This window comes from Sphingobacterium multivorum (genome assembly GCF_039511225.1).
Classification (GTDB): domain Bacteria; phylum Bacteroidota; class Bacteroidia; order Sphingobacteriales; family Sphingobacteriaceae; genus Sphingobacterium.
In genome coordinates this window covers 2,550,683-2,572,381 of record NZ_CP154261.1, presented here as the reverse complement: position 1 = coordinate 2,572,381, position 21,699 = coordinate 2,550,683, and the positions used below count along the sequence as shown (strand labels likewise).

The 21,699-nt window shown below is 36.8% G+C and carries 18 protein-coding genes; 7 read left to right on the top strand and 11 right to left on the bottom strand.

The window, feature by feature from the left end; translation table 11 throughout:
• Positions 1-4: 4 nt before the first annotated feature.
• Positions 5-3,157 (bottom strand): SusC/RagA family TonB-linked outer membrane protein, encoded by a 3,153-nt coding sequence (locus AAH582_RS10440; protein WP_343322086.1) that lies wholly within the window; start codon positions 3,155-3,157, stop codon positions 5-7.
• Positions 3,158-3,341: 184 nt separating this feature from the next.
• Positions 3,342-3,725 (bottom strand): hypothetical protein, encoded by a 384-nt coding sequence (locus AAH582_RS10435; RefSeq protein ID WP_343322085.1) that lies wholly within the window; start codon positions 3,723-3,725, stop codon positions 3,342-3,344.
• Positions 3,726-4,262: 537 nt separating this feature from the next.
• Between AAH582_RS10435 and AAH582_RS10430 the strand changes: the two genes are divergently transcribed.
• The 4 genes from AAH582_RS10430 (at position 4,263) to AAH582_RS10415 (ending at position 7,676) form a co-directional block, all read left to right on the top strand.
• Positions 4,263-4,526: a hypothetical protein gene (locus AAH582_RS10430; RefSeq protein WP_343322084.1), complete on the top strand. Its 264-nt coding sequence runs from the start codon at positions 4,263-4,265 to the stop codon at positions 4,524-4,526.
• Between the two features lie 159 nt (positions 4,527-4,685).
• Positions 4,686-5,255, top strand: a complete 570-nt coding sequence (locus tag AAH582_RS10425; RefSeq protein WP_343322083.1) for a hypothetical protein — start codon at positions 4,686-4,688, stop codon at positions 5,253-5,255.
• 188 nt (positions 5,256-5,443) lie between these two features.
• On the top strand, positions 5,444-6,085 hold the full coding sequence (locus tag AAH582_RS10420) for an abortive infection system antitoxin AbiGi family protein (protein ID WP_343322082.1): 642 nt from the start codon (positions 5,444-5,446) through the stop codon (positions 6,083-6,085).
• Between the two features lie 16 nt (positions 6,086-6,101).
• The gene (locus AAH582_RS10415) at positions 6,102-7,676 is read left to right on the top strand and encodes a GmrSD restriction endonuclease domain-containing protein (RefSeq protein WP_343322081.1); all 1,575 of its coding nucleotides are present in this window, start codon (positions 6,102-6,104) and stop codon (positions 7,674-7,676) included.
• Between the two features lie 52 nt (positions 7,677-7,728).
• Here the strand turns inward: AAH582_RS10415 and AAH582_RS10410 are convergent, their stop codons facing one another.
• The 6 genes from AAH582_RS10410 to AAH582_RS10385 are packed head-to-tail and all read right to left on the bottom strand — an operon-like array spanning position 7,729 to position 14,847.
• The gene (locus AAH582_RS10410) at positions 7,729-8,910 is read right to left on the bottom strand and encodes a type II restriction endonuclease (RefSeq protein WP_343322080.1); all 1,182 of its coding nucleotides are present in this window, start codon (positions 8,908-8,910) and stop codon (positions 7,729-7,731) included.
• 23 nt (positions 8,911-8,933) lie between these two features.
• Entirely contained in the window at positions 8,934-10,610 is a 1,677-nt protein-coding gene (locus AAH582_RS10405; RefSeq protein ID WP_343322079.1) for a hypothetical protein, read from the bottom strand.
• 11 nt (positions 10,611-10,621) lie between these two features.
• Entirely contained in the window at positions 10,622-12,397 is a 1,776-nt protein-coding gene (locus AAH582_RS10400) for an McrB family protein (RefSeq protein WP_343322078.1), read from the bottom strand.
• Positions 12,398-12,402: 5 nt separating this feature from the next.
• Positions 12,403-13,554 carry a DNA (cytosine-5-)-methyltransferase gene (gene dcm, locus AAH582_RS10395; RefSeq protein WP_343322077.1) on the bottom strand — a complete coding sequence of 384 codons (1,152 nt, stop codon included), beginning with the start codon at positions 13,552-13,554 and terminating at the stop codon, positions 12,403-12,405.
• Between the two features lie 48 nt (positions 13,555-13,602).
• Positions 13,603-13,830 carry a helix-turn-helix domain-containing protein gene (locus tag AAH582_RS10390; protein ID WP_343322076.1) on the bottom strand — a complete coding sequence of 76 codons (228 nt, stop codon included), beginning with the start codon at positions 13,828-13,830 and terminating at the stop codon, positions 13,603-13,605.
• Between the two features lie 60 nt (positions 13,831-13,890).
• A complete protein-coding gene (locus tag AAH582_RS10385; RefSeq protein WP_343322075.1) occupies positions 13,891-14,847 on the bottom strand; it encodes a hypothetical protein in 957 nt (318 codons plus the stop codon).
• Between the two features lie 169 nt (positions 14,848-15,016).
• Between AAH582_RS10385 and AAH582_RS10380 the strand changes: the two genes are divergently transcribed.
• Complete coding sequence (locus AAH582_RS10380) at positions 15,017-15,499, top strand: very short patch repair endonuclease (protein ID WP_343322074.1); 483 nt, start codon at positions 15,017-15,019, stop codon at positions 15,497-15,499.
• Positions 15,500-15,504: 5 nt separating this feature from the next.
• Here AAH582_RS10380 and AAH582_RS10375 read toward each other — a convergent pair whose 3' ends face one another.
• Positions 15,505-16,464: an HNH endonuclease gene (locus AAH582_RS10375; RefSeq protein ID WP_343322073.1), complete on the bottom strand. Its 960-nt coding sequence runs from the start codon at positions 16,462-16,464 to the stop codon at positions 15,505-15,507.
• Positions 16,465-16,955: 491 nt separating this feature from the next.
• On the opposite strand from AAH582_RS10375, the gene AAH582_RS10370 reads away from it, so the two are divergent.
• A complete protein-coding gene (locus AAH582_RS10370; RefSeq protein ID WP_343322072.1) occupies positions 16,956-17,135 on the top strand; it encodes a hypothetical protein in 180 nt (59 codons plus the stop codon).
• 666 nt (positions 17,136-17,801) lie between these two features.
• On the opposite strand, the gene AAH582_RS10365 is transcribed toward AAH582_RS10370, so the two are convergent.
• Positions 17,802-18,647 carry a penicillin-binding transpeptidase domain-containing protein gene (locus tag AAH582_RS10365; RefSeq protein WP_343322071.1) on the bottom strand — a complete coding sequence of 282 codons (846 nt, stop codon included), beginning with the start codon at positions 18,645-18,647 and terminating at the stop codon, positions 17,802-17,804.
• A 190-nt stretch (positions 18,648-18,837) separates the two neighbouring features.
• Here AAH582_RS10365 and AAH582_RS10360 point away from each other — a divergent pair, with 190 nt between their 5' ends.
• A complete protein-coding gene (locus AAH582_RS10360; RefSeq protein ID WP_343322070.1) occupies positions 18,838-19,332 on the top strand; it encodes a GNAT family N-acetyltransferase in 495 nt (164 codons plus the stop codon).
• Positions 19,333-19,527: 195 nt separating this feature from the next.
• On the opposite strand, the gene AAH582_RS10355 is transcribed toward AAH582_RS10360, so the two are convergent.
• The gene (locus tag AAH582_RS10355; RefSeq protein WP_343322069.1) at positions 19,528-21,426 is read right to left on the bottom strand and encodes a hypothetical protein; all 1,899 of its coding nucleotides are present in this window, start codon (positions 21,424-21,426) and stop codon (positions 19,528-19,530) included.
• Positions 21,427-21,699: the final 273 nt, after the last annotated feature.

The following is a 21,699-nucleotide window of genomic DNA, read 5'->3' as shown; positions in this document are numbered from 1 at the left end:
ACTGTTAAAAGTTAAATTTCAAACCGAGCGTTGTTTCAAAAGGAGCTGGATAACCCGATAAGAAATTGGGATCCAGCCCTTGGTCGTTTGCTTTCCATAAAAGCCCAATGTTGGAGCAGTACAAATAGAGACTCAGTCTCGAAGATTGGTATCGCGTAAAAGGCCTAAAGGCATACGAAACCCGAATATCCTGTAACCGCAGCTGATCTCCCTTAACAGCTAACACATTGGAATTTTGATAGAAGCTCTCTCGGTTTACATTGGCCGGATATACAAAAGCCGGAACGGTCGTACGGTTTTCATCCCCAGCATGCTGCCAGCGTCGGTCAAAGTCAGCAAACCGATATTCCCCACCGATAAGCCCATTGGAACTAAATGAATTAGGCCTTTTGAGGTAATATCCCAGTTTATAAACGATATTGAACGAAAGCTCCCAGTTTTGAAACGAGACCGTATGCCGGAGACTGCCAAACTTAGTCGGAAGCCGAGAGCCTATAAAATTTATACTTTGCCTGTCATTACTGTTTATAATTGTACTGTACTCATCCGTAATCCCCATATCGCCTATACCTTGCGGATTACCATCTTCATCAAGACCCTTAAATCTGTAGAGCACCAAGGTATTAATGGGATATCCTTCGATTGGCACAATGCCTGTGCTTGAAACAATATCCTTATTGGCTCCGGGAACCCTGTAATATCGGGTCACCTTATCTTTGACCAGATTAAAAATAAAGTCTGTTCTTACACGAGTTGCCTTCTTTTCAAACCAATTCAACCAAAGTTGAGCATCCACACCATGCGTAGATGTACGCGCTACATTTCCATAAAATTCGCCGACGCCAACTTGTGGCGCAACTGGACTCTGTCCCATCAGGTCTTTGCCATTTTTCTGAAAATATTCAGCCGTACCTCCAACTCTACCTTTTAAAAGGCTAAAGTCTACACCGATATTTAAATTTTCCACGCGCTCCCAACGCAGCGAGCTATTGGGCGGGTTTAAAATGACATCCATGGGCCTTCCCCACAAATTTGTGGTTCTATAGAGTTTTGATGTCAGATAAGCAGTGGTATTTTTATCGACGTTACCATTGTAACCATAGGTAGTCCGCAGTTTTAAATAATCCAGTTTATCGCTTTTAAGGAATTGAGTAAAGTCATAGGAAACTCCAATCGACCAAAGCGGGACACCCCTATGATTCGCTGAGACACCAAATAGATTAGATTCATCCTTACGAATACTACCCGTTAAGGTCAGATTGTCGCGATACGAATAAGAAAATAAACCATACCAGGAACGGTTATTGTCCTGTTGTCGGATACGGCCTCCCCCTTTGCTGATCATGGAATAACCACCATTGTAGTAAAGTGGGAAGGAACTGAAAATATCCACTTCAGTATAACTTTCCAGTTTGGGGTTATAGCCGTATCGGTATCCCGGACTGTCAAAGAGACTTTCATCTTGACGCCATTCCATTCCGATTAGACCGCTAATCCGATGTAGACTGCCTATACGCTCATTCCAATCGACCTGTACACGCCCATAGTGAGACTGCATTCTTGTCTCACTTGAATCGAAAATATCGCCCAAAGGAATCGGCCGAACGACAGTCTTGCTCATAAGATCAACCTGAGCGAACTGATTGATCAGATTACGCGTATAGAAAGACCGTTGATCATACAAGGTGCTGTTGTCGATCCAATTGTTGCTCATCAAATAATCAGCAGCAATTTTAAACGAGCGGTATATTTTAGAGCTGATGCCCAATTGAAATCGGAGCTGCTGATCTATACCGCGATATTGCGTCAAACGATTTTGTACTTCCTCCAAAGGCCGATATTTCCAATCCAATAAGTAGCCATTACCGACCGTATCTGTATACGATCTTCTTAACGTGCTCATTGTGGCAGTTTCCAGTGCCAGTCCATTATCTGCCAGTCGTTCATACGGATACAACGGCGTATAACCATACGCATTACTTTCTGTGTTGGTACTTTTCACATACCAGAGATCGGTACTCATTTGCAAATAGTCCTTTATCAGATTCCACTGATTGTTATTGCGGATATTTAAACGCGTATTGTCGGCTGTCGCACTTTCGCTCAAGGAACGATCATAGGCCAATGAGATGAGACTTCGTACCCGATCAGAACCGGCTGTAATACTAAGCTGCTGTTGATTTTGAATTTTATTACGATAGAAGTATTTAGTCAACTCGTCACGCACATCGACGGCTCTATACCTATCAATTTCGGCGTTAGCCACATCCTTATCTAAATTCCCCGACCTCACCTTTTCGAGCAGGTTGACGACTGGTGAAATATTTTTATAGACCGTATTGATATCCTTATCATAATAGCCTCTTTTGAAAAGATCGATTTCGGAATCAATAAATTCGCTCGAGCTAAGCTGTTTTTGGTAAAACAAATTAGGTTTTTTAGCGATCAGGAAATTGGAAGTAAAATCTATTGACGTTCTCGTTTTACCCTTCTTTGTTGTAAGGACAATGACGCCATTTCCGGATCGGACACCCCATATTGATGCCGCTGTCGCATCTTTAAGAATGGTTACACTTTCTATGTCATTGGGATTAATATTATCAAGATCACCTTCAAAAGGAAAGTTATCGACTACAATAAGTGGACGCGTATTGGAGAATAGCGTACTGCGACCTCTTACGCTGAGCCCATCAGGATTACCAGCATTTTTATCGAGCAACAAACCATTTGTGACACCATCCAACCTTGACAAAATATTCATTGCAGGATTGCGCTGCAGGGTTTTATTATCCACCTGCACAAAACTTCCCGTCGCCCGTTCTTTGGGAATCTTTTGGTATCCTGTAGAGACCACCTCCACCTCCTCCAATTGATTCAATGGTATCAATTTCACCTGCAATGATACCCCGACAACATAAGGCCGTTCTAAACGCTTGAATCCCATGTGAGAAAAAGAAACTGTACCTTTGGGATTGACGACTGGCAATGTAAAGGTGCCGTCCTTATTAGACGAGGTCCTACCCTTTTCACCTTGAACTTGAATGGACACCCCTTGGATGGGTTTACCATCGATTGATGATACAACAGTACCGCGGATACCCAATGGCCCATCCGCCCCGCTGTCCTTGCGGGGCGTCTGAGCCGATAAATTAAACATATTAAACATAAGAGCTAATAACATAAATGCTCTTATGTTCTTCATTGCCTTAAAAAAACAAGTTAAGTAAGATTGAAAAACTAATATGAATATGATTACAAGTAGTGTAATCTGTATAACTGGAATATTGACTACCCTATCTAATAAGGCAGACATACTATTTGATCTTTTTATCATCTGCTTATTAGTGAGTTTTATCAGCTATACGTCCAAAGAATTCATGGATTCGCTTTGTGATCTCCAGTTCATCCAAGCTCAGCATTGTTGATTCAGCGTCGGAAAAATCCAATTTACTCATGTCAACATAATCGTTATGCACATGGAAATAAGCAATCAGTACAGCTAAAAGGTCGAAGCCGAACACCTGCTTTTTGCAAAGTTCTATTAGATTTTCATTGGGCCAGCGGTCTGCTGATTTTTTAAGTAGTAAAGAGATGGTATTCTGGATAGTACGGATATCATACTTTTTCCAAAAATCAGCAATCTTATCCGTGGGATCATAGTTTTGATCGTGTACTTGATATATGGCCAGTTCTAGCGCTAGAACATTTGAATATTTTTGGTTCATTTTATAGGTTCAATAAAGATGACTTGGTCGTATCCTAATCAGTTAGATTGGACATACCTTCCCCCATTGCAAAATTTTTGCGTTCCAAAGAGGTGTCATTGCCGGAAGTTTTACATCCTGCAGGTTTCACAGATTAAGAATTAACAAAAATCCCGCAAAGCGCCCCGAGGCGGTTACAAAGCATTGATTAGGGGGACATTATGGCGCTTCCTGTCGGGAAAGATAAAAAACCGACCTGTAAGCAATAGAAAACTATGCTTAAATTCCTTTGATTTGTTTGGAACAATAAATTTTAAATGCTAATTTTAAGTTGTTGACGCTTGAATAGAGCAATTAAATCTATTATTAACCTGATCTAAAGGGAATGTTGTAAAACAGATCGATCGGAAAACCTTGAACAAGGGAGTACTTATTTGTATCCTATCGGCACATTACAAATTGGCGATAGTAGCCCTCTCCTATTTTGGTTTTTAATGATTTAATAAACTATTCGGGTGCGCGGATTGCGTTCTTTATGGGAATAGTGTGTGCAAACCGATGGCTTACCTCCTGGAGGTAAACTGTGGTTTTTTGGTGGGTTTCTACTTTCCGTTTTATCATAATCTAATTGTGGTTATAAAAAACGATGAACTCAGAAAGCTCGAGGAATGGCGTATTGGTGGAAAAACCAATAAGGCGAATCCCAAGGCTCCGTTAGTGGTGCCGCTAAGTACCTCCATGATCAAAACCATGGTTCCCCGGAGACTGACAAGGGAATCGCCCTATTGGATTTATATCTTCAAAGATAAAAAATTCCAATAGAAAGCGAACCCAAGGTCGACTCATAGGGAAAAATTTAGCGGCTTCCTAATATGAGTGACATCGTTTAGGTAGAGTTTTATTCTACCCTAGTTGTCGCTATATGTTGCTGAAGCAAATATAAGTAATAAATATAAAATATAAAAATATTTTCAATAAATTATGAGTAAGAATATTGTTGATGACTATGTAGATATTTTACAATATTATCTGGAGTACTATGGCCTCTATAACATAGATCTCAAAAACCTTCTTAACACCTCTACAGATATTGTTCAAGATATTAAAAAGGGTAAAAATGGTCCTACCCTGAAGAAATTGGGAGATATAGCTCAACTTTTTGGTTTAAATTATTACGAATTTGGAAATCCCGAATTCAAGCTGCCTGAAAAAGAGAATTTGCCGCCGCTCACCCGAGAGAAGATTTTGTGGAGAGCTGAAGTAGGACCGCCTGAATCGAAAAAATACAATAAACTTGACTTAAATAATGCTGTAATTGATGCACTGACTGCTCTTAAAGATACTGAGAAATTTCTTGCTTCAGAAGTATATGATAGTTTACCTCAAGAATTAAAAGAAAAACTAGGTTCTGCAATACGCATTACTGGTCTTTTTTCTGATGAACTTAAAGAAAAGGTTGAGAAAACTGGAGAAAAACTAGATAAAAAAGGGAGCGGAAGAAAACAAGAATATTATAGATTAATATGTCTAGAAAAAACTTTAAAAGTATAGAAAGTAGCGATTTGGGTGCTTAGAATATAAATTTGCCAATAATATTTAACATTAACCAAACTTACAACCGCTATAGATTGAGTTAAAGGAAACCAAAACTGACATTATAGTTATTTGAGTAAAATTTCAATAATAAAAACTTAAAAATTAATATAACCTATATACATTAACCATCAATTAGCTAAATTATGAATTTAACCTCTCGTCCTGATTTCTCTTCATACCTCGCACATTTCACTTCAAACAAACAACCTGTAGGGAAAAATGATCCAAATAACCCAGTAATTATAAAAGCCAAAGGCTTTGCATTAACAAGATTGATTAATATTCTTAAAGAAAAAAAAATAGTAGCATCTACAATGCCCTGGACTGGTACTCACGCTGTCTGTCTGACTGAATGTCCGTGGAGCAGTTTAATAGATCACACAAATCGTTATTCACCCTATGGAATAGGTTTTTCTAAACAACTTATATTTTCTCGGAACGGAGGCCCAGTCTATTATGTCCGTGCGGATCAATACGAAAAACAAAATTGGCATGATCATTTAAAAGCATTTGTTACTCCGTTTTGGCCAGTATATAGACCTAAATCTATCAATGCTAAAAAGCAATTTACAACTTGCGATTATAGCCACGAGAGGGAATGGAGAATTCCCCACGACTTTGCATTTGAATATAACCAGATTGAATTTATTGTATTAAACAACTATGAGGATATGGCAAAATTTCCTAAGGAATTAAAGGACGAGATTGGTCGAGGAAAATTTTTACTTATGGACAATTATAAAATGATTGAGAAACTTTGGCCGGTTCATAATTTAGGAATATAATTAAAGTATATATCATATGGCAAAATCTAATTTGGTAAATCTCGATGCCTTAATAATAAGAGAAGACTTTGGCACTACCGATCATGATGAAGAAGTTTCGCATGATACATTTAGTAATATATCTATTAGAGATTTCACAAAAGGTGCTCTAATTGGCCCTAACTTAAGAAAACCCGATTTCCAAAGAGAAACAAATCATTGGACTCCACAACAGATTCTATCATTACTTGAGAGTTTTGTAAGTGGCGATTTAGTACCATCAGTTATTTTATGGAAGTCTCCGAGCTACTTATTTGTAATCGACGGAGGACATAGATTGAGTGCTATTAAAGCTTGGGTTGAGGATGATTATGGAGACGGGCACCTATCTTTTGAATATTTTGGTAGAGATATCTCCCCAGAACAAAAAAGGAGTGCTGATAAAACTAGAAAGCTAATAAATGCTTCAATAGGAAGTTATAAAGAACTCGTACATAAAAACGAAAGTTTAAATATTTCCTCTGATGAACGTAAAAGAATTAGTAAAATTATTACTAGAGCCCTGCAAGTGCAATGGGTTAAAGGAGATGCAGACAAAGCGGAACAATCATTTTTTAAAATTAATTCACAAGGAACGCCCCTAGATTCAATTGAAGAATTGTTATTGAAAAATAGAAAGAAGCCTATTGCAATTTCTGCCCGTGCGATTATAAGAGCAGGAACTGGTCATAAATATTGGTCTAATTTTCCTCAAAATTATTCATCTCAAGTGGAACTGGCGTCTAAAGATCTTCATAAATCTCTTTTTGAACCTGATCTAAAAACCCCTGTGAAAACGTTGGATCTTCCTTTAGGAGGTTCTAAAGGGGTACGTACATCTCTTCAAATTCTGATTGACTATTTATTAATTTGCAATAAGGGATATCATGGGAAACAAAGTGTAGACGACTATGATGATGATCAAACTGGCGATGAAACTGTCAATGTATTGAGGAGAGCTACAAAACTATCGAAGAAAATTTCTGGAAATGACAAAGGTAGTCTAGGTTTACATCCAGCAGTGTATTTCTATGGTCCCTCTGGCAGGCATTCACAAGCTATGTTTATGGGAATAGTAGAACTACTTGCTAATAAGATTAAAAATAATGATGATGCTTTTTTCCGGAAATTTACCATTTCCCGAGAAAGACTTGAAAATTTATTGATTAATAAAAAAGATCTCATTGCTACAATTATTCAAAAACATTTAAGCCATAAAAGAATAAAGATATTTACAAAATTGCTGGACACTTTGGTAACTGAGCTAAGCTCAGATTCGTCTAAAGTGATTTCGGAAATTGATTTAGTTCGAATAGGAGAATTAGATGGAAAAATTGTTTTGGGAGAAGTCATTAATGACCAGCAATCATCATTTTCGGATGATATTAAAAGCAAAACCTTTATCTCAACAGCTTTAAAATCAGCTTTAAAATGTCCGATTTGCAAAGGTTATTTAGATCCTGAAAAATCGATTTCCTATGATCATATAATTAGGAAACAAGATGGCGGAATGGGTGATCCTGATAATTGTCAATTGACTCATCCGTATTGCAATCAGACAATAAAAAATTAATATAATTAATGTTCATTCTTGTAACTTAAGAAAACTTGCAAGAATGAACAAACTAGGTTATTTCTTTAATAAAAGCTTCCAAATTAATAATACTCCCAAGTTGATGAATTGAATACGTAACTTGTAGCGGCGTTGGAATTATCAATTGAAGATTCTGAGCTATAATTTCATCCGTTTGATTTTTACTTATTGCTGGCTCCAAAGTAATCAAATGTTTATGTGAGATCCGATCAGCTTCAGAAAGAACCTGCCTCCATCTGTCTTTCGCAGTAGTTTTTACACCAAGCATATATAGATCACTAACGGAAAATGAAGAATCATGATAACTCTGAATTGACGGAAAAATAAAATCCGGTCTGTTATTTCTTTCTGTCTTTGCTCCCTTTGAATATTTAATTCCAAAAGAATCAAATATCGTCTGAAGATGATTTTCAAAGCTGTGACCTGCCCGGGACTTACGTCTATTAATAACTGTTAATGCAAACTGTAAAAACGCATCGACATCATCCCCGAACCCCTCCCTGATTTTCTCTCCCACAATAGCTCTTTCAAAAATCCTGAGCAGTTCTCCCTCTCTTTCCCACCATGCCATCAGCGCTTGGTCGGGATCATCTAATACACTAACATTCTCAACAGTGGACCTTGCAAAGTTAGAAAACACAGCAGTGCTTGGGAATGTCAATCCGAACTGTTCTTGCATGAGGGCTAGATAGTCTATTTCATTGCGGATCTCAAAATCTATACCTATTGATTCTAATATATATCGCCCTGCATAACCAATATCGGAATAATCACCACGATAGTCTTTAACAAGAAAACTGTTTTCAACCTCTTCCAGACCAAAAAGATACAACAGCTGTTTTTCAGATGTCGTCCCCTGCGCTGCTACGATTATTGTAAGTTCATTCTGAACCGTCTTACAAAGAATTACTAAATCTCCGATAGAAGCATTTGGAACAACATCATTATCAGAAAAATACAGACGAAATTCAGCTGAACGTAATGGATTATTTTCGCGTACATCATACCAGGTAAAATAAGAAGAATTATCAATCATCTTATCTTCGTCATCGGCAAAGTAAATCACATTGCCTTTAAGATTTATTCTTTCAGTACCAAGTATATCCCTGAATTTATTGATTCCATTAAACTCATGCTGATTTGAGAAAATTTCAACGCGGCTTAAACGTTTGGCGGCAATTCCAACAAAATGATCTGATAATTTTACACCCATGATAATATCAAAAGTATCCGTGATTAATACAACTGTATTTTACTAAAATAAGGTAAAAACATCTGTTTGTCAAATTCGTTATCTTCATTCTTTAATCCTAAAAGCAAATCGCCATCGATGGTTCTGTAGACTTTTCCGTTTAATTTTTTGAAGTTATTATTTACAAAATCTTCAACCGGCTCTTCTCCTATATACTTATACACCGTATATCCAGACAGTCCGCCCTCTGAAAAATATCTGATAAACTCATTTCTGAACAAATTCCGTACATTTTGTCTAAACTGGTTGATTGAGACTTCGTTGAACACTACATAAGCTCTTAACACAAAAAGAAAATTGATCTTATATTGATGGACAAATAGTGTATCCCTGTCAAATAGACGGTTCGCAAAATGATAGGAAGACTGAACATTGCCATAAGGAACCAAATCATTCACTTCATAATTGTTAGGACCATTAATATAACCATATATAAAGAAATTGGGGGTTATGTTGTATCCTTCCGTGAGCTCATCTCTATAACGTTGGCCTGGGCTATAAGGGCCCTTATCTTTGTTAAGCAGATCTATATTGTACTGAATGACATTTTTGGCATAGGTAAACTGCTTAAATCTTGAATTCTGCCCTGCTTCCTTTCCTGACTTATAATATTTTGAGTCTCCAATGTAGAAAATACTTGATCCGTCAAATAACGAAGTATGGTCGAAAATGTGATCAAGAATTTTACCATCTTTACTATACTTAAGATCATTGAGAGTCACGTTATTAACGGGAACGGACTCGAGATCATCCGAAAAAAGACGGTCTATCATGTCTTCGAAAACAATATTATAATTGCTTACTGTTATGAAATCCTCTGCTGCCTTGCCTCTTCCCTGGTCATGGGATGAGAAAAACAGCGTACAGAGTGAGTGCATTTCTTTCAGAGAATCAGAATAATAGCGATATTTTATTTTTTTGAGCTTGGCCAGTCCTCCTTTCATGAGGTCCGTAAATCTCTTACCTTTTAGGATTGGATAGACCTTATCGATTTGCAATCCGAGACTATGGTTTTCATTAAAAAAATTCAGTATCGAAAAGAAATAGACAATCAGCTGTTCTTCGTTATCGACAATCTTGCTCTTTGCCCGGATCCTGTCATATATTAACGTCTCTCCTGCAAGAATTGGTTTGGCTTTCCGAACGGTCTTATCCCATTTGGGCTTTTTCGGGTTACTTTGGACCGCATCGATATGTTTGTACAGAATCTGGTTTCTATTTTTTCTGAAATAAGTAACAAAACTCAACAGAATATCAAGATATGAGTACTGTAAAGTCTTTTGTATACCTTTAAGCCTAAAAACAGGTGAATAGTTTATCAGAAAAGAATCGGGATACTTTTGCCTAAATTTGACCAGACTCTTATAAAAATAGACCGTAAAGTTCCTTACCCATGAAAGAGCCCCGTCAGACTTGACCGATAATGTATTTCCGCTTTCCTGTAGAAGTTCCTGTACTCCAAGACCAAAAATGGTTTTTCCTTCATCAGTCATAAAAACTTTTGGGAGCATAAAAATAAGCTGATTATCCTCTATATTGTGATAATAACCTACATTTTTAACAACTCCTTCTGCCCCCAGTGGAGAATAAAACTGACTGGACCGGAACAGTTTTTCCAAGACCTCTATCGGATATCTTTCCCCTTCAATTAAGACCTTCATTAAAAGTTGATTTACTTGCCTAAGTCTATGTCTGCAGTAACTTCTACACCTTCGGAGTTGAATTTAAAAAAGAACATTCCTCCTGACTGAACTCTAAATTTTTCTATCATCTCGTTGATCCTCCGCTGTCCTTCTGTTTGTGGAAAATAGCTGAGATAAGTATGATCTGCAAAAATTTCATTTTCCTCATCTTTGAACACGTCATTCCATAGATAGAATATGACTTTATTGATAAATGAATCTAGGGATATTATATTTTCTTTATCAGGCTTTATAAAGAAATTACCAATACATTTATCGACGCCCAAGCTCGGATTCTGGAGAATGTGTTTGTTAACATTGACGACAAAATCCATCCATTTAAAGTATTTCTCATCATCTAATTTCACCCGATAACTAAATGACGGGCAAGATGAATCTTTTTCATCCATTGGATATTTGATCGCTACATACTCCCAGTCCCAACGTCTTTTGAACGCACTATCCATTGGAAAAAGAGACTGATCGGAGGTATTCATTGTCGCCAGAATAACCAGATTGTCCGGCATCGTCATTTTTTCATTTTTAAGTACTTTGTGACGCGCGCTTTCATCACGGTCCTTTAGAAACTTATGGAGATCTTCTGACGGAGTAATTGCATAATCTGGATTTCTATCCAGTAGCTGAAAGATATCACCAAATATCTCCGCACAATTGCCTCTGTTAATTTCCTCAATTACTAAATAAAAATTTTTGCTCGGATTTCGATGTGCCTTTTCAAATATATTTGTAAATACCTGTGGAACAAACTTATATCTCACAACATCTTTACCTTCATCATCCTTTTCTGTGACTGGTTTATACCCTCCAACAAAGGAAGAATAATCATAATCTGGATGGAAAATGACTCTTTCAATCTGCTCTTCGGACACCCCTTGTAATTTTTTCGTGATTGAATAAGATTTCCCAGTTCCTGGTGCACCAAAGATGATTTTGTTATAACCTTTAACTATTTCTGTACCTGCTTTTGCAACAGGAATATATTCTTTCAGAAATCGCAGGTAATTCTTATCTCCTAAAATTGCCTTAGGCTGATGGCTGGATGTATTGTCGCTGTAATCCCAAAATTTGGAACTTCTATCATAAACATTTTCACGGATCAATTCAATTGTATTTTCCAAATCACTAAAATTAACATCAAAAAGATCAGTTCCAAAACTCTCAATGTACTTTTCCTGATATTTTTTTATCTCAGAAATAGCTTTATCCAGACTCTTATTAAAATAATTGTTTGTTGATAGATCAATAAGCCATGCAGAAAATTTATTCAAAAGACCTTCAGAGTCTTCTAAATCTGATTCTTCTAGCTCCTCTAAATTTATTTGAAATAAAGCAATTATATCATCTAAAAAAGCTATAGTATTATTTAATTTTACACCATCCAAATCAATTAAATCATCACTATAATTAGCTAAATCGTCGTTTGCAAAAGCTATAAATTTAGCTAATGTGGTATAAAAAGGTTTTGTTTGGACGGTAGAAATTGTATTAGCAGCAGAATCTCTATAATAGGAAGAGCCCATGTCTCGCCAAGGTTTCTCGTCATATTTTTGTATGGTCAAAAACTGAGGAAGATTTTGTAAAATATCTTTTATCGTCTGGCGGATAGAATTTAATCCAATTACGAAGCTCTTTCCGCTGGTATTGGAAAACTCGACATACCCTCCAAATGCATCAAATCTCAGTTCAAATTTTGATGTTGCATTTATCGCATCAATATCCTTTAATAGCTTAACAATACTTTCCATATATACTATTTCAATAATTGACTAATGATTTCTTTGGCTAATGTTTTTATGACGGGTACCGAAACAGAATTCCCAAATTGCTTGTAAGCTTGAGCATCTGAAACAGGTATTTCAAAACGTTCATTCTTATTTTTCTCATCGATAGGATAACCTTGTAAGCGTGCTGCTTCAATAGGATGAAGTTTACGCGGTCTTTTTCCTAATAAACTTTGATCAATAAGGATCTCTGAGCCATCTTTATAATATCGTGCTGATATTGTACTGGTATAAGGCGAATCATCCTGGAATAAAGAATACCCAAAACCATTACCTTTCTCGCCATGCTCTTTCTTACGTCGCTGATGTCCGTCCCATAGTTTGTCCGAAATGGTATATGTACGCCCTGAATGTTGCTCCAATTTTTCCAATTCTGTCTCTTTTAATAAAATCTGGCCTACATTTGTATCACAGCTTACGAGATTTCGGTCGAAGATAGGATTGCCCTCTTTATCTAAACCCCATGGGAATTTAAAATCCTCAGCTTTCACAAGCTCTTTGTACCAAGCAACAATAAATATTCGTTCTCTATTTTGCGGAACACCAAAATTTTTACTGTTAAGAACTTCCGCCCTAACCTCATAACCTAATTCTTCGAGATGAAGCCTGATAGTTGCAAATGTTCTTCCCTTATCATGGTTTTTAAGCCCTTTCACATTTTCGAGAAACAGTACTTTAGGAATAAGGTTCTTATTTTTTTGGTTCTCCGCTTCTTCGAGTTTTGTACGTACAATTTCCTCAATGTTGAAAAACAGAGTTCCTCTTGTGTCTCCAAATCCCTTTTTTAAACCCGCATGGGAAAACGGCTGACAGGGGAAACCAGCACAAAGAAGGTCAAATGAAGGGATACTACCATAATCAAGATTTGGATCCGTGATATCCTGATTAAAATTGCCCGACTCAAACATCTCCGGAGACCATTTCTTATAATTATGCTCGTAAGTTACTCTCGCAAATTTGTCTATTTCTGAGGCAAAAACACATTTTCCCCCCACGCTATGCATGGCTATATGAAAACCACCTATACCAGCAAATAAATCAATAAAATTAAATTTAGGGATGCTATTTTCACCTATTTTGAGCTCTATTCCAGTTCTTTTTGAACTAATTTTCTTTGTCATTACTTCCACGCTATATCCTTTTTATCACAATAAAATTTTGAGTTGAATTTATGCTCTGTCTGAACCTGTATTTTCCTGAAAAAAAAGAGAAAATGTTGTTTCCAGTGCTAGGATAATTTTTTCTAGATTGACTAAGGAAACATTTCTTTTACCGTTTTCAACCTCATTAAGATAAGTTTTATCCATGTCAGCTTTAAAAGCCAAGGACTCTTGCGTTAACCCCAATGATTTACGCAATTCTCTGATTCTCAAACCTACTTTTATTCTGATATCCATATTGCAAATTGGAGAAAATTGGCTTATAAGTCAATCGGATATAAGTGAACTTTTGTTTATTTACAAATAAGTTTTAAAGAATTCTTCGGGACAGATTAAAGTGGGGTTGCTAGAATATATCGATCTCATTCCTGTTCCCCCTTCTATTGGTTTCCGATGACAATTTTTCATAAAGTTAGTCATCGAAATAATTCGCCATTTAAGAAATTCACGGCCTTTCTGATTTTTGATGTGTTTAATAACATAGTAGGTTTCAATGCCTGCAGCAGTCTTCAGCGTATTGAAAAATTCTATTCTAGGAATGTCCATTCCAAAACCTATTGGAGGTCTTTTAGATAGATCTTTCTCTTTAATTTCAAGAAAAAAATGCTCTCCAGTTTTACCAGAGAGAATGATCTGATCTATATCACTGGGGATTCCTCTTTCATGATGTAAACCGATTATTCCATCAAAAACTAAACGTTGTGTATATAAGTCCAATAAAGGTTTTAGATCGAACCGCATCAAAATATTAACAAAGTGCTCCTTCATCTGTACTGGTACATTATCCGTATAATTATGAGTTTTTGTGCTAAATTCGTTTTCAAACTCCACAAGTGATGATTGAATGAATTTTGTATCTACATATTTACTAATGGTGAAATGAGGTACAAAAACAGGCTTCCTTATTCCTAAGAGATCATTCATATTCCATTCTTCTATCTTTTCAAGGTCCCATTTCAAAATATAAAGCGCTTTGCAATCAATCTTCGAAATATGAGAATATATATCATTATAACTATCGATTGATTGACTAGTGACTGTAAAATAGATCGGCTCTTGCATGTAGGAATACTCTTCTTTTGTAGGAAGAAAAATTCCACCGTCAAAATAACTATTGTCAGGTTTGTTAATGATCATATATTCCTTGTAGTCCAGCTCACCAATAAAACCATTAAATCGATTACGATATTGTATACCACCTATAACATTGTATGCTATTAGTGTACTTAAATGATCGATTATCTTTTCTTTCAAAACGAATCTATTTAGGTTAAAGCTATTTAACCTAAAATACATAGTAACATTAGATGATACAATCGGAAATAAGTGAACATTAGAATACTATCGCTGAAGTCGCAGATACAAGATTAAACTAATCTTAAAAAATATTGTTCTTTCTAAGAAGATATTTTTTAATTTGCACATGGTTATTTGTGAAGAGAAATCAGACAGAATTTATGTTCCCCGCTTTGAAGAATCCGCTGGATTCTATACCACTTCAAAGCGTAGCTATAACATGTCCAAAATCAAAAGTCGTAATTCTAAACCAGAACTTATTCTGCGAAAAGCCCTGTGGTCAAAAAATATCCGTTTTCGCCTGCACGACAAATTCCTACCAGGTACACCCGATATTGTAATCAAAAAGTATAAACTTGCGATATTTATAGATGGTGAATTCTGGCATGGATTCGACTGGAAAAACAACAGAGAGCGCATTAAGTCCAACCGTCTTTTCTGGATTCCCAAGATCGAGCGCAACATGCAAAAAGATATGCGCGTCAATAAAGCCCTACGGGATATGGATTATGTTGTATTCAGGTTCTGGACGCAGGACATCCTTAAAAATCTTCCTAAAGTTATAAATCAGATAGAGTTATTTTTAGAAACAAGAAAGCTTTGGAAATAAGTCCATCATACTTTAAATACATTATCCCGATGCCAAGCTAGGTTTTCCTGCGATGGATAGTATCGTTGTGCTTTAGGCAGCAAAATCGACCGTCCATTTAATTTTGATAGACTGTAGGGATGGTCGACCAGTTCGTCGATATGAGCGGAAACCATAATGGTATAATCTTCACTCACGCCAACCAGTCCCCTATCAAATGCACGATGCAGGTTTGGGCATAGTGCTATGCCATTGGTAACCTTGTCGTCATGCGTCACCGCAAAAGGAACGATATGACATGCATCGATAAAGTTGTATTTAAAAATAGATCGCATCCGCATTCCTGTCATGGCACAGGTATCCTGATAAAGCTGCGGAATATAGCGTTTGAACAACCCCGATCTGACAAACACATCTTCCTGAGTCTGAATAGAAATATGTTTATACTGAGCCTCCGGCTCATTGAGCACCAAAGACTGCATTTCATGGTAAAAGCCGTCATTGAGCTGCTTATGTTCATAATAGGCCTGTCGTTGTTCGGGGAAGTAAGCAGAAAGTAGCTGATCTCGAACAACAGCCCGATTTAATGGATCACTGAGCAAAGCAGCGAGCTTATTATCGAATGAGCCGTAGGCCACAACTTCGGAAAGCGTCCTTACACTTTTGATATGTGCATTGGTCTGAAAGCCAGGATTCGGATATAAACACCAAAAGCTTTGCCCTGCTGCCTTATCGGACTGCAAATAATAAAAGGGCTGTGTAAAATCGGACTGATGTGCCGTCCGCACTAGCAAGCGCCAGTTCTCCTGAAAAAGTCCAACAAGATCCACATTAACTTCAAAGCGATTGTTGAGCACGATACCTTTGTCGATCAGTTCGACCAAGGTTAACAACAAGATCGGCTTATGTGGAGCCAACCCATACTTGGTACTGCCCCTATTTATTAGGGCAAAAGCGTGGAGATAAGTTTGCAGATCCTCATTCATACCGAAGCAAAATAGAAAATCATTTCTATATAATCAAACCGTCAGGATCTCGAAAACCTGATTTCTAAAACTGGATACCGACGTTTCATCGTTCGAATGGCGAATTCCCTATTCTCAAACTTACCCTCATCCCATTTCCAAAATACTGGATATAACTTTTCTTTAGGATCAACGAGTACACGCCAGGCTTCAAAACGGGTGCCGGAGGTTTCTCTTAAAATTTCGATGTGTTCTTTGAATTCGCACACACTGTTAACGTTGTTATCTTTTAATTAAAAAGCCCCCTTGTTAACCGTCAAGGGGGGCAATGTTGGCTAGATGCCCGCTTTGGCTAAATGTTAACCGGCTTTGGGCTTCGATCTAAATCAAAGGTCGTAAGATTAATTAGAATTACTGTTGTTAATTTGTTTAAAAATGTTGTTCAAAAGTTGACGGCTATTCATAATTTTCATTCCGAAAGGCATTTGTGGCATTCGCAGCAAATAACAGTTATGAAAAATTTGAGCGAAAAGCTCACACACTTCAGGTATAAGGAAAAAGACCAAGAGAATTTTTGTGCTTGGTTTCACCCTTGTTTTCAAACAAGTCGGAATGTAGCGGACTTAAATGACCTTTACAAGTATCTGGATGATGAATGGTTTGATGACAATGTAATGGAAACTGATGACTAACTACCGCATGGGGCATTTGCAAAAAGTCATCATCTAAAATCTATAGCGCATTTTTTAAGGATAAATTATTACTTTCGTAGAGCATATTTGACCAAACGATAAAAAGCCTAGCGAAAAAGCTTGCATAATTAACCGTAAGCCACGTTGATTTGAGAAGTTTTAATAACTACCAAAAACTTGACGCTTTTTTTTACTTTTCGATCTAATGACACCAATTATGTTACATAGCCTAAAATGGTCTTATATCTTTAAGCACTGGATAGGTACTCTCCTATTGGGTACTACACTTTTGACTATATCTCCGGGATCTAACCCGTTAAATTCTTCTGGTATTGGTACGACGATGCTCTTTTTGATACTTTGGTTTTGGTATAGCTCGCTTTATTCCATTCCTACACTGGTATGTTATATATTGGCATTCTGCTGGTTTAAGAACAATACACTCAATGTCAATTGTATCAAAATGACTTTAATACTAATTACACTGGCTGGAATTACAATGACAGTTGGACTAACAGTGCAATCAATAGAGTCGGCGATATATTATTCGATCGCCGCAATAATTACTGGGATATTGTTTAAGATTGAACTTTTGTCAACTTGTTCAAACAATCATACAACATTGGATTAAGACGCGTAAAATACCCCTTTCAATCACACTATAATTTATTGCATTATTTTAAGATCTCGAAATACCTTTTTGGTAATTTCCTTCCTACAGCTGGAAAAATCTGATCTATTGAATTTACGGTCCTGTATAAGTCGTGTGGCGAAGAAATACACATTTTGACCAGATTCAAGGTATCCTACCCACCACCCTATGTTCGTATTATGTTCCTTTGTCCATCCAGTTTTTGACCGTATCAGAAAATCTTTTTCTTTCTCTGTAATCATTACCTTCTTGACAATATTCATATTTCGTTCAGAAAAAGGCAAATTCCCATCATATAATCGTTTCAAAAATTCAACCTGATTGACAGGAGAAATACCCATTGCTCCAAAATTCCAAAAATCTTCTCCTTTTTCACTGAGATCGACATTTCCATAGCCGGATTCTCCTAAAAACTTTTGGTAGGTAGATCTGCCTATTTTCTTTGCAAGCTCAATAAAAGCCCAGCCTGCAGATACCTGAAAAGCTTCTTTTACTGAAATATCTCTGTGGATATCTGGACGATAACCATATTTAATGGTATCTGTTGATCCCGGCCATTTCACCACAGCATTTTCATCTTTGACTGTATTTGTCTCTAACGCGATGAGCATATTGATAACCTTAAACGTAGATGCAGGTACACTTTCAACCTTGGAATCCGATGTATCGGATACAAACCAGATGTCATTTCTATTATCATAAATAGCTATAGTCCCGCTTACCCCACATTCCTCAAAATACCCCTGAATATTGGGCATTACGATTTTCGCACCTTTAGAAAACATCCCTTTTGTCTGTCCATTTACCCCAGAAACATAAAAGGCGACTATAAACATCAACAGTGTAATTCTTAATATCATCTTTATAAAATAGTTATCAGAATTGAAAAATTCTTGTTGTAATTCATCACTCAGTCTTCTATTCAAGCACACATAGGATAAGTTAATACTATTTTTTTAAATCATTAACTTTGAACCAATATGCTGCAAGTAACTATTGATCTGTCAATGATCAGCAGTTATTGATAAATAAACATAAAATTTATAATTTATGGAGGTCATGAAATCGGCCGGAGACCGTATAGATATCATATTGAAAGAAATGTCTGTAAAAGATTCTGAGTCATTTTACCGATTGTACTTTGAAGATGAATCAGCCATTCAGGACCAGACAACCAATGAGGAGCATACGAATCCGGTACAGTTTACAGAACATATTTTATCTCTTTGTGAGGAACTCTACAGTATCCGAACTGTGGAAAATGAGCATATAATTATTGGTGACTGCGCCTTGCACCACTGGAATCAGGAAGAAAAGAAAATTGAGATTGGTGGTTCTCTGCTGCCCAAATATTGGGGAAAAGGAATAATGTCTACAGCTTTTGAGTTGTTGATAGCATTGGCAAAAGAAAAGTACCAGGTAAATGTTTTGGTAGCAAAGACTGAAATAACGAATCTTAAAGCACTGAAATTTGCTGAAAAATTGGGTTTTCAGAAGATGAGTAATGATGGAGATATCATTATTCTTGAAAAGCGGGCTTTATAGTTTTTTTGTACACAGTAGAGGGAAACTAGTGCTTTGTAAGCGGCATATGTGAAATATCGAAAAGTCTGTGAGGAAGCTTGAGGCGGCATGAAAAACCATTAAGCAAAAATACTTCCCTCTGTAGAACTGAGGGAAGCTTAGGATTCGAAGAAAAAATCACCTAGTAAAGAGGATATCTTTGTGAACGCAACAGAGCTAAATGGCTTTCCATACGCCTGGAGTACCACTGGTTATACAGATCCATCCTAACTCAGAATTTGGAGCTGTAACTGAATTATTATACACTAGATCTCCGGCAACATAATTTCCATTTGTAGGCACATTGTCTGCATACGTAATTTTTCGCCAACCGTTCCAACTCTGGTTTCCTCCTATTTTCTCCCATTTGACATTAGAGGAAATATCCGATATAGTACTTCCAAGTGATGCCCTAAGATGAATATTTCTCGGATCTAAATTCCCAGCATGTTTAATCACAATTTCGCTATATTCTGCTGTCGAGTGGACTTGAATGTCATTGATATTCCGAGATATATTTTCTGTGACATGTAAGACATCAACAGCGGAATCGGATTGAAACATATAGTCGATATAACTCTTATTGATTTCGGTTTTATAGAAACTGTTACCATTGAAACGCACCTCTTTAAATTTACCCAAATTGAAAAGAAACCCACGATGTGACATATAAGCGGCAGTATGATCGGTATTGCCACAATCTGTAAAGGAGTTATTAGAAATATCAACGGTGATATCAATATCCGAACTACCATTAAACAAACCCAAGCCACCTGGAATTTTCTTTAGCTGGTTGTTTTGTATGATAACATTTTTAACGTTCTTAACGTAAAAGGAGGGATTTGAAAGACTCGACGATCGCTCTCTTGTATTTTCGACAATATTATTTTCGATGACAATCTTACCTACTGGAGTAAGGGTATTCGTATAGGCATCAATAAGAGGAAAATAATAGGATTGAGTGACAATATTGTCTGCAATCAAAATATCGTCCAATACGCTATTATTTCTTGACCATATTTCTGCCAGCCTACCGATAGTATTACATACATTATTTGCATATATAGAACTTTTTTGGCTTTCATTCATTGCGGCTATGACAAACGCCTGTTTGAAATTCTTTATGACATTACCTGTCACTATGGAGGCTGAAGAATGCAATTCGACCGCTGTTGAGGTTGGGATCAGTCCTTCTGCTATAAAATCCCTTTCATTAATAAAACTATTGTTAGTAACCATCGGATTCTCCCCACACAAATAGATGACAGAGTGATCAGTTTGGGCATTGTTTCCACTAATCCCATTTCCAAAATTCTTAAAGACATTGTTGGTTATAACAATATTATTTGCAAACCTACTCTGAACTCCATCGCCAAACAAAAGGCTTTGACGCGCTGGATTATTTAGAATTGTATTTCCCGAAATTGTGATTCCGTCACTATTAAAAAAACATCCAATAGCAATACAAAAATTCATTACCGCTCCCGGCACAAAGTTATTGACTCCGTTAAAGTCTAAAGTCAAATCGAAAACTTTAAAATTATTAATGGGGCCGTCTGCATAAATGAATTTTACATTTGCCGCCGCAGTATCCAAAACATGATCCTGCAATTTCAAAGTCGCCCCATTCCCTTTGACGGTAAGATTAGATATCATCAAAAATAGTACATTATTGGGCGTTGAAAATTTCCCTATACTATACGTTTTTGGAAGAAATTCAAAGACTGTTGATTTGCTTTTTACGGCATATCGATTTGCATTAATAATAGCAGTCGAATCATCTGTCAGGCCATCTCCTTTTGCCCCAAAATATTCAGGGAAAACTATATCGAAATGATGAACCAGTTTACTCCCGACTGTGGTAACAATGACACTCCCGCCGTCGTCAATTCCGGGGTCAGGGGTTGTTGGCGCTAAATAATAGATAATCGGAGCCGGTGTATCCCCTTTTTCATAGTAGCCTAATAGTTTTACTCCCGCATAAATTGGGTTAGTTCCTTTTAGTCCATCGATTTCAACTGCAGAAAGACCTCTCATCTCTTGCATCGTGTTCTTAATTAAAAATTGATTTGCCATATTCTTTTGTTTTTATGTGTATGACAAAAGTATGGCTGCAAGTTGGGCTATCGGAGGAAAACAAGGTGTATGTAAGCGGTATGCGGGAGATACCGAAAAGTGTTGTGTTGAAGCGGAAACATTTCTTACAAAAAAATGGGCTGTATCAAAATAGCTGACACAACCCATTCGTGAATTACTAGGTCATTAACAATTAAGAGCAATAAATTATCTATTCATCATTATAATAATTGAAATAACTTATATATTAATGATGCCCCACCCGCAATTACA

Coding starts and splice junctions, on each gene's coding strand:
- dcm (WP_343322077.1), bottom strand. CDS start 13,554: ATGACAAAGAAAATTAGTTCAAAAAGAACTGGAATAGAGCTCAAAATA.
- AAH582_RS10425 (WP_343322083.1), top strand. CDS start 4,686: ATGAGTAAGAATATTGTTGATGACTATGTAGATATTTTACAATATTAT.
- AAH582_RS10360 (WP_343322070.1), top strand. CDS start 18,838: ATGGAGGTCATGAAATCGGCCGGAGACCGTATAGATATCATATTGAAA.
- AAH582_RS10415 (WP_343322081.1), top strand. CDS start 6,102: ATGGCAAAATCTAATTTGGTAAATCTCGATGCCTTAATAATAAGAGAA.
- AAH582_RS10440 (WP_343322086.1), bottom strand. CDS start 3,157: ATGTTTAATTTATCGGCTCAGACGCCCCGCAAGGACAGCGGGGCGGAT.
- AAH582_RS10430 (WP_343322084.1), top strand. CDS start 4,263: ATGGCTTACCTCCTGGAGGTAAACTGTGGTTTTTTGGTGGGTTTCTAC.
- AAH582_RS10410 (WP_343322080.1), bottom strand. CDS start 8,910: ATGGGTGTAAAATTATCAGATCATTTTGTTGGAATTGCCGCCAAACGT.
- AAH582_RS10380 (WP_343322074.1), top strand. CDS start 15,017: ATGGTTATTTGTGAAGAGAAATCAGACAGAATTTATGTTCCCCGCTTT.
- AAH582_RS10435 (WP_343322085.1), bottom strand. CDS start 3,725: ATGAACCAAAAATATTCAAATGTTCTAGCGCTAGAACTGGCCATATAT.
- AAH582_RS10375 (WP_343322073.1), bottom strand. CDS start 16,464: ATGAATGAGGATCTGCAAACTTATCTCCACGCTTTTGCCCTAATAAAT.
- AAH582_RS10365 (WP_343322071.1), bottom strand. CDS start 18,647: ATGATATTAAGAATTACACTGTTGATGTTTATAGTCGCCTTTTATGTT.
- AAH582_RS10405 (WP_343322079.1), bottom strand. CDS start 10,610: ATGAAGGTCTTAATTGAAGGGGAAAGATATCCGATAGAGGTCTTGGAA.
- AAH582_RS10420 (WP_343322082.1), top strand. CDS start 5,444: ATGAATTTAACCTCTCGTCCTGATTTCTCTTCATACCTCGCACATTTC.
- AAH582_RS10400 (WP_343322078.1), bottom strand. CDS start 12,397: ATGGAAAGTATTGTTAAGCTATTAAAGGATATTGATGCGATAAATGCA.
- AAH582_RS10370 (WP_343322072.1), top strand. CDS start 16,956: ATGAAAAATTTGAGCGAAAAGCTCACACACTTCAGGTATAAGGAAAAA.
- AAH582_RS10390 (WP_343322076.1), bottom strand. CDS start 13,830: ATGGATATCAGAATAAAAGTAGGTTTGAGAATCAGAGAATTGCGTAAA.
- AAH582_RS10355 (WP_343322069.1), bottom strand. CDS start 21,426: ATGGCAAATCAATTTTTAATTAAGAACACGATGCAAGAGATGAGAGGT.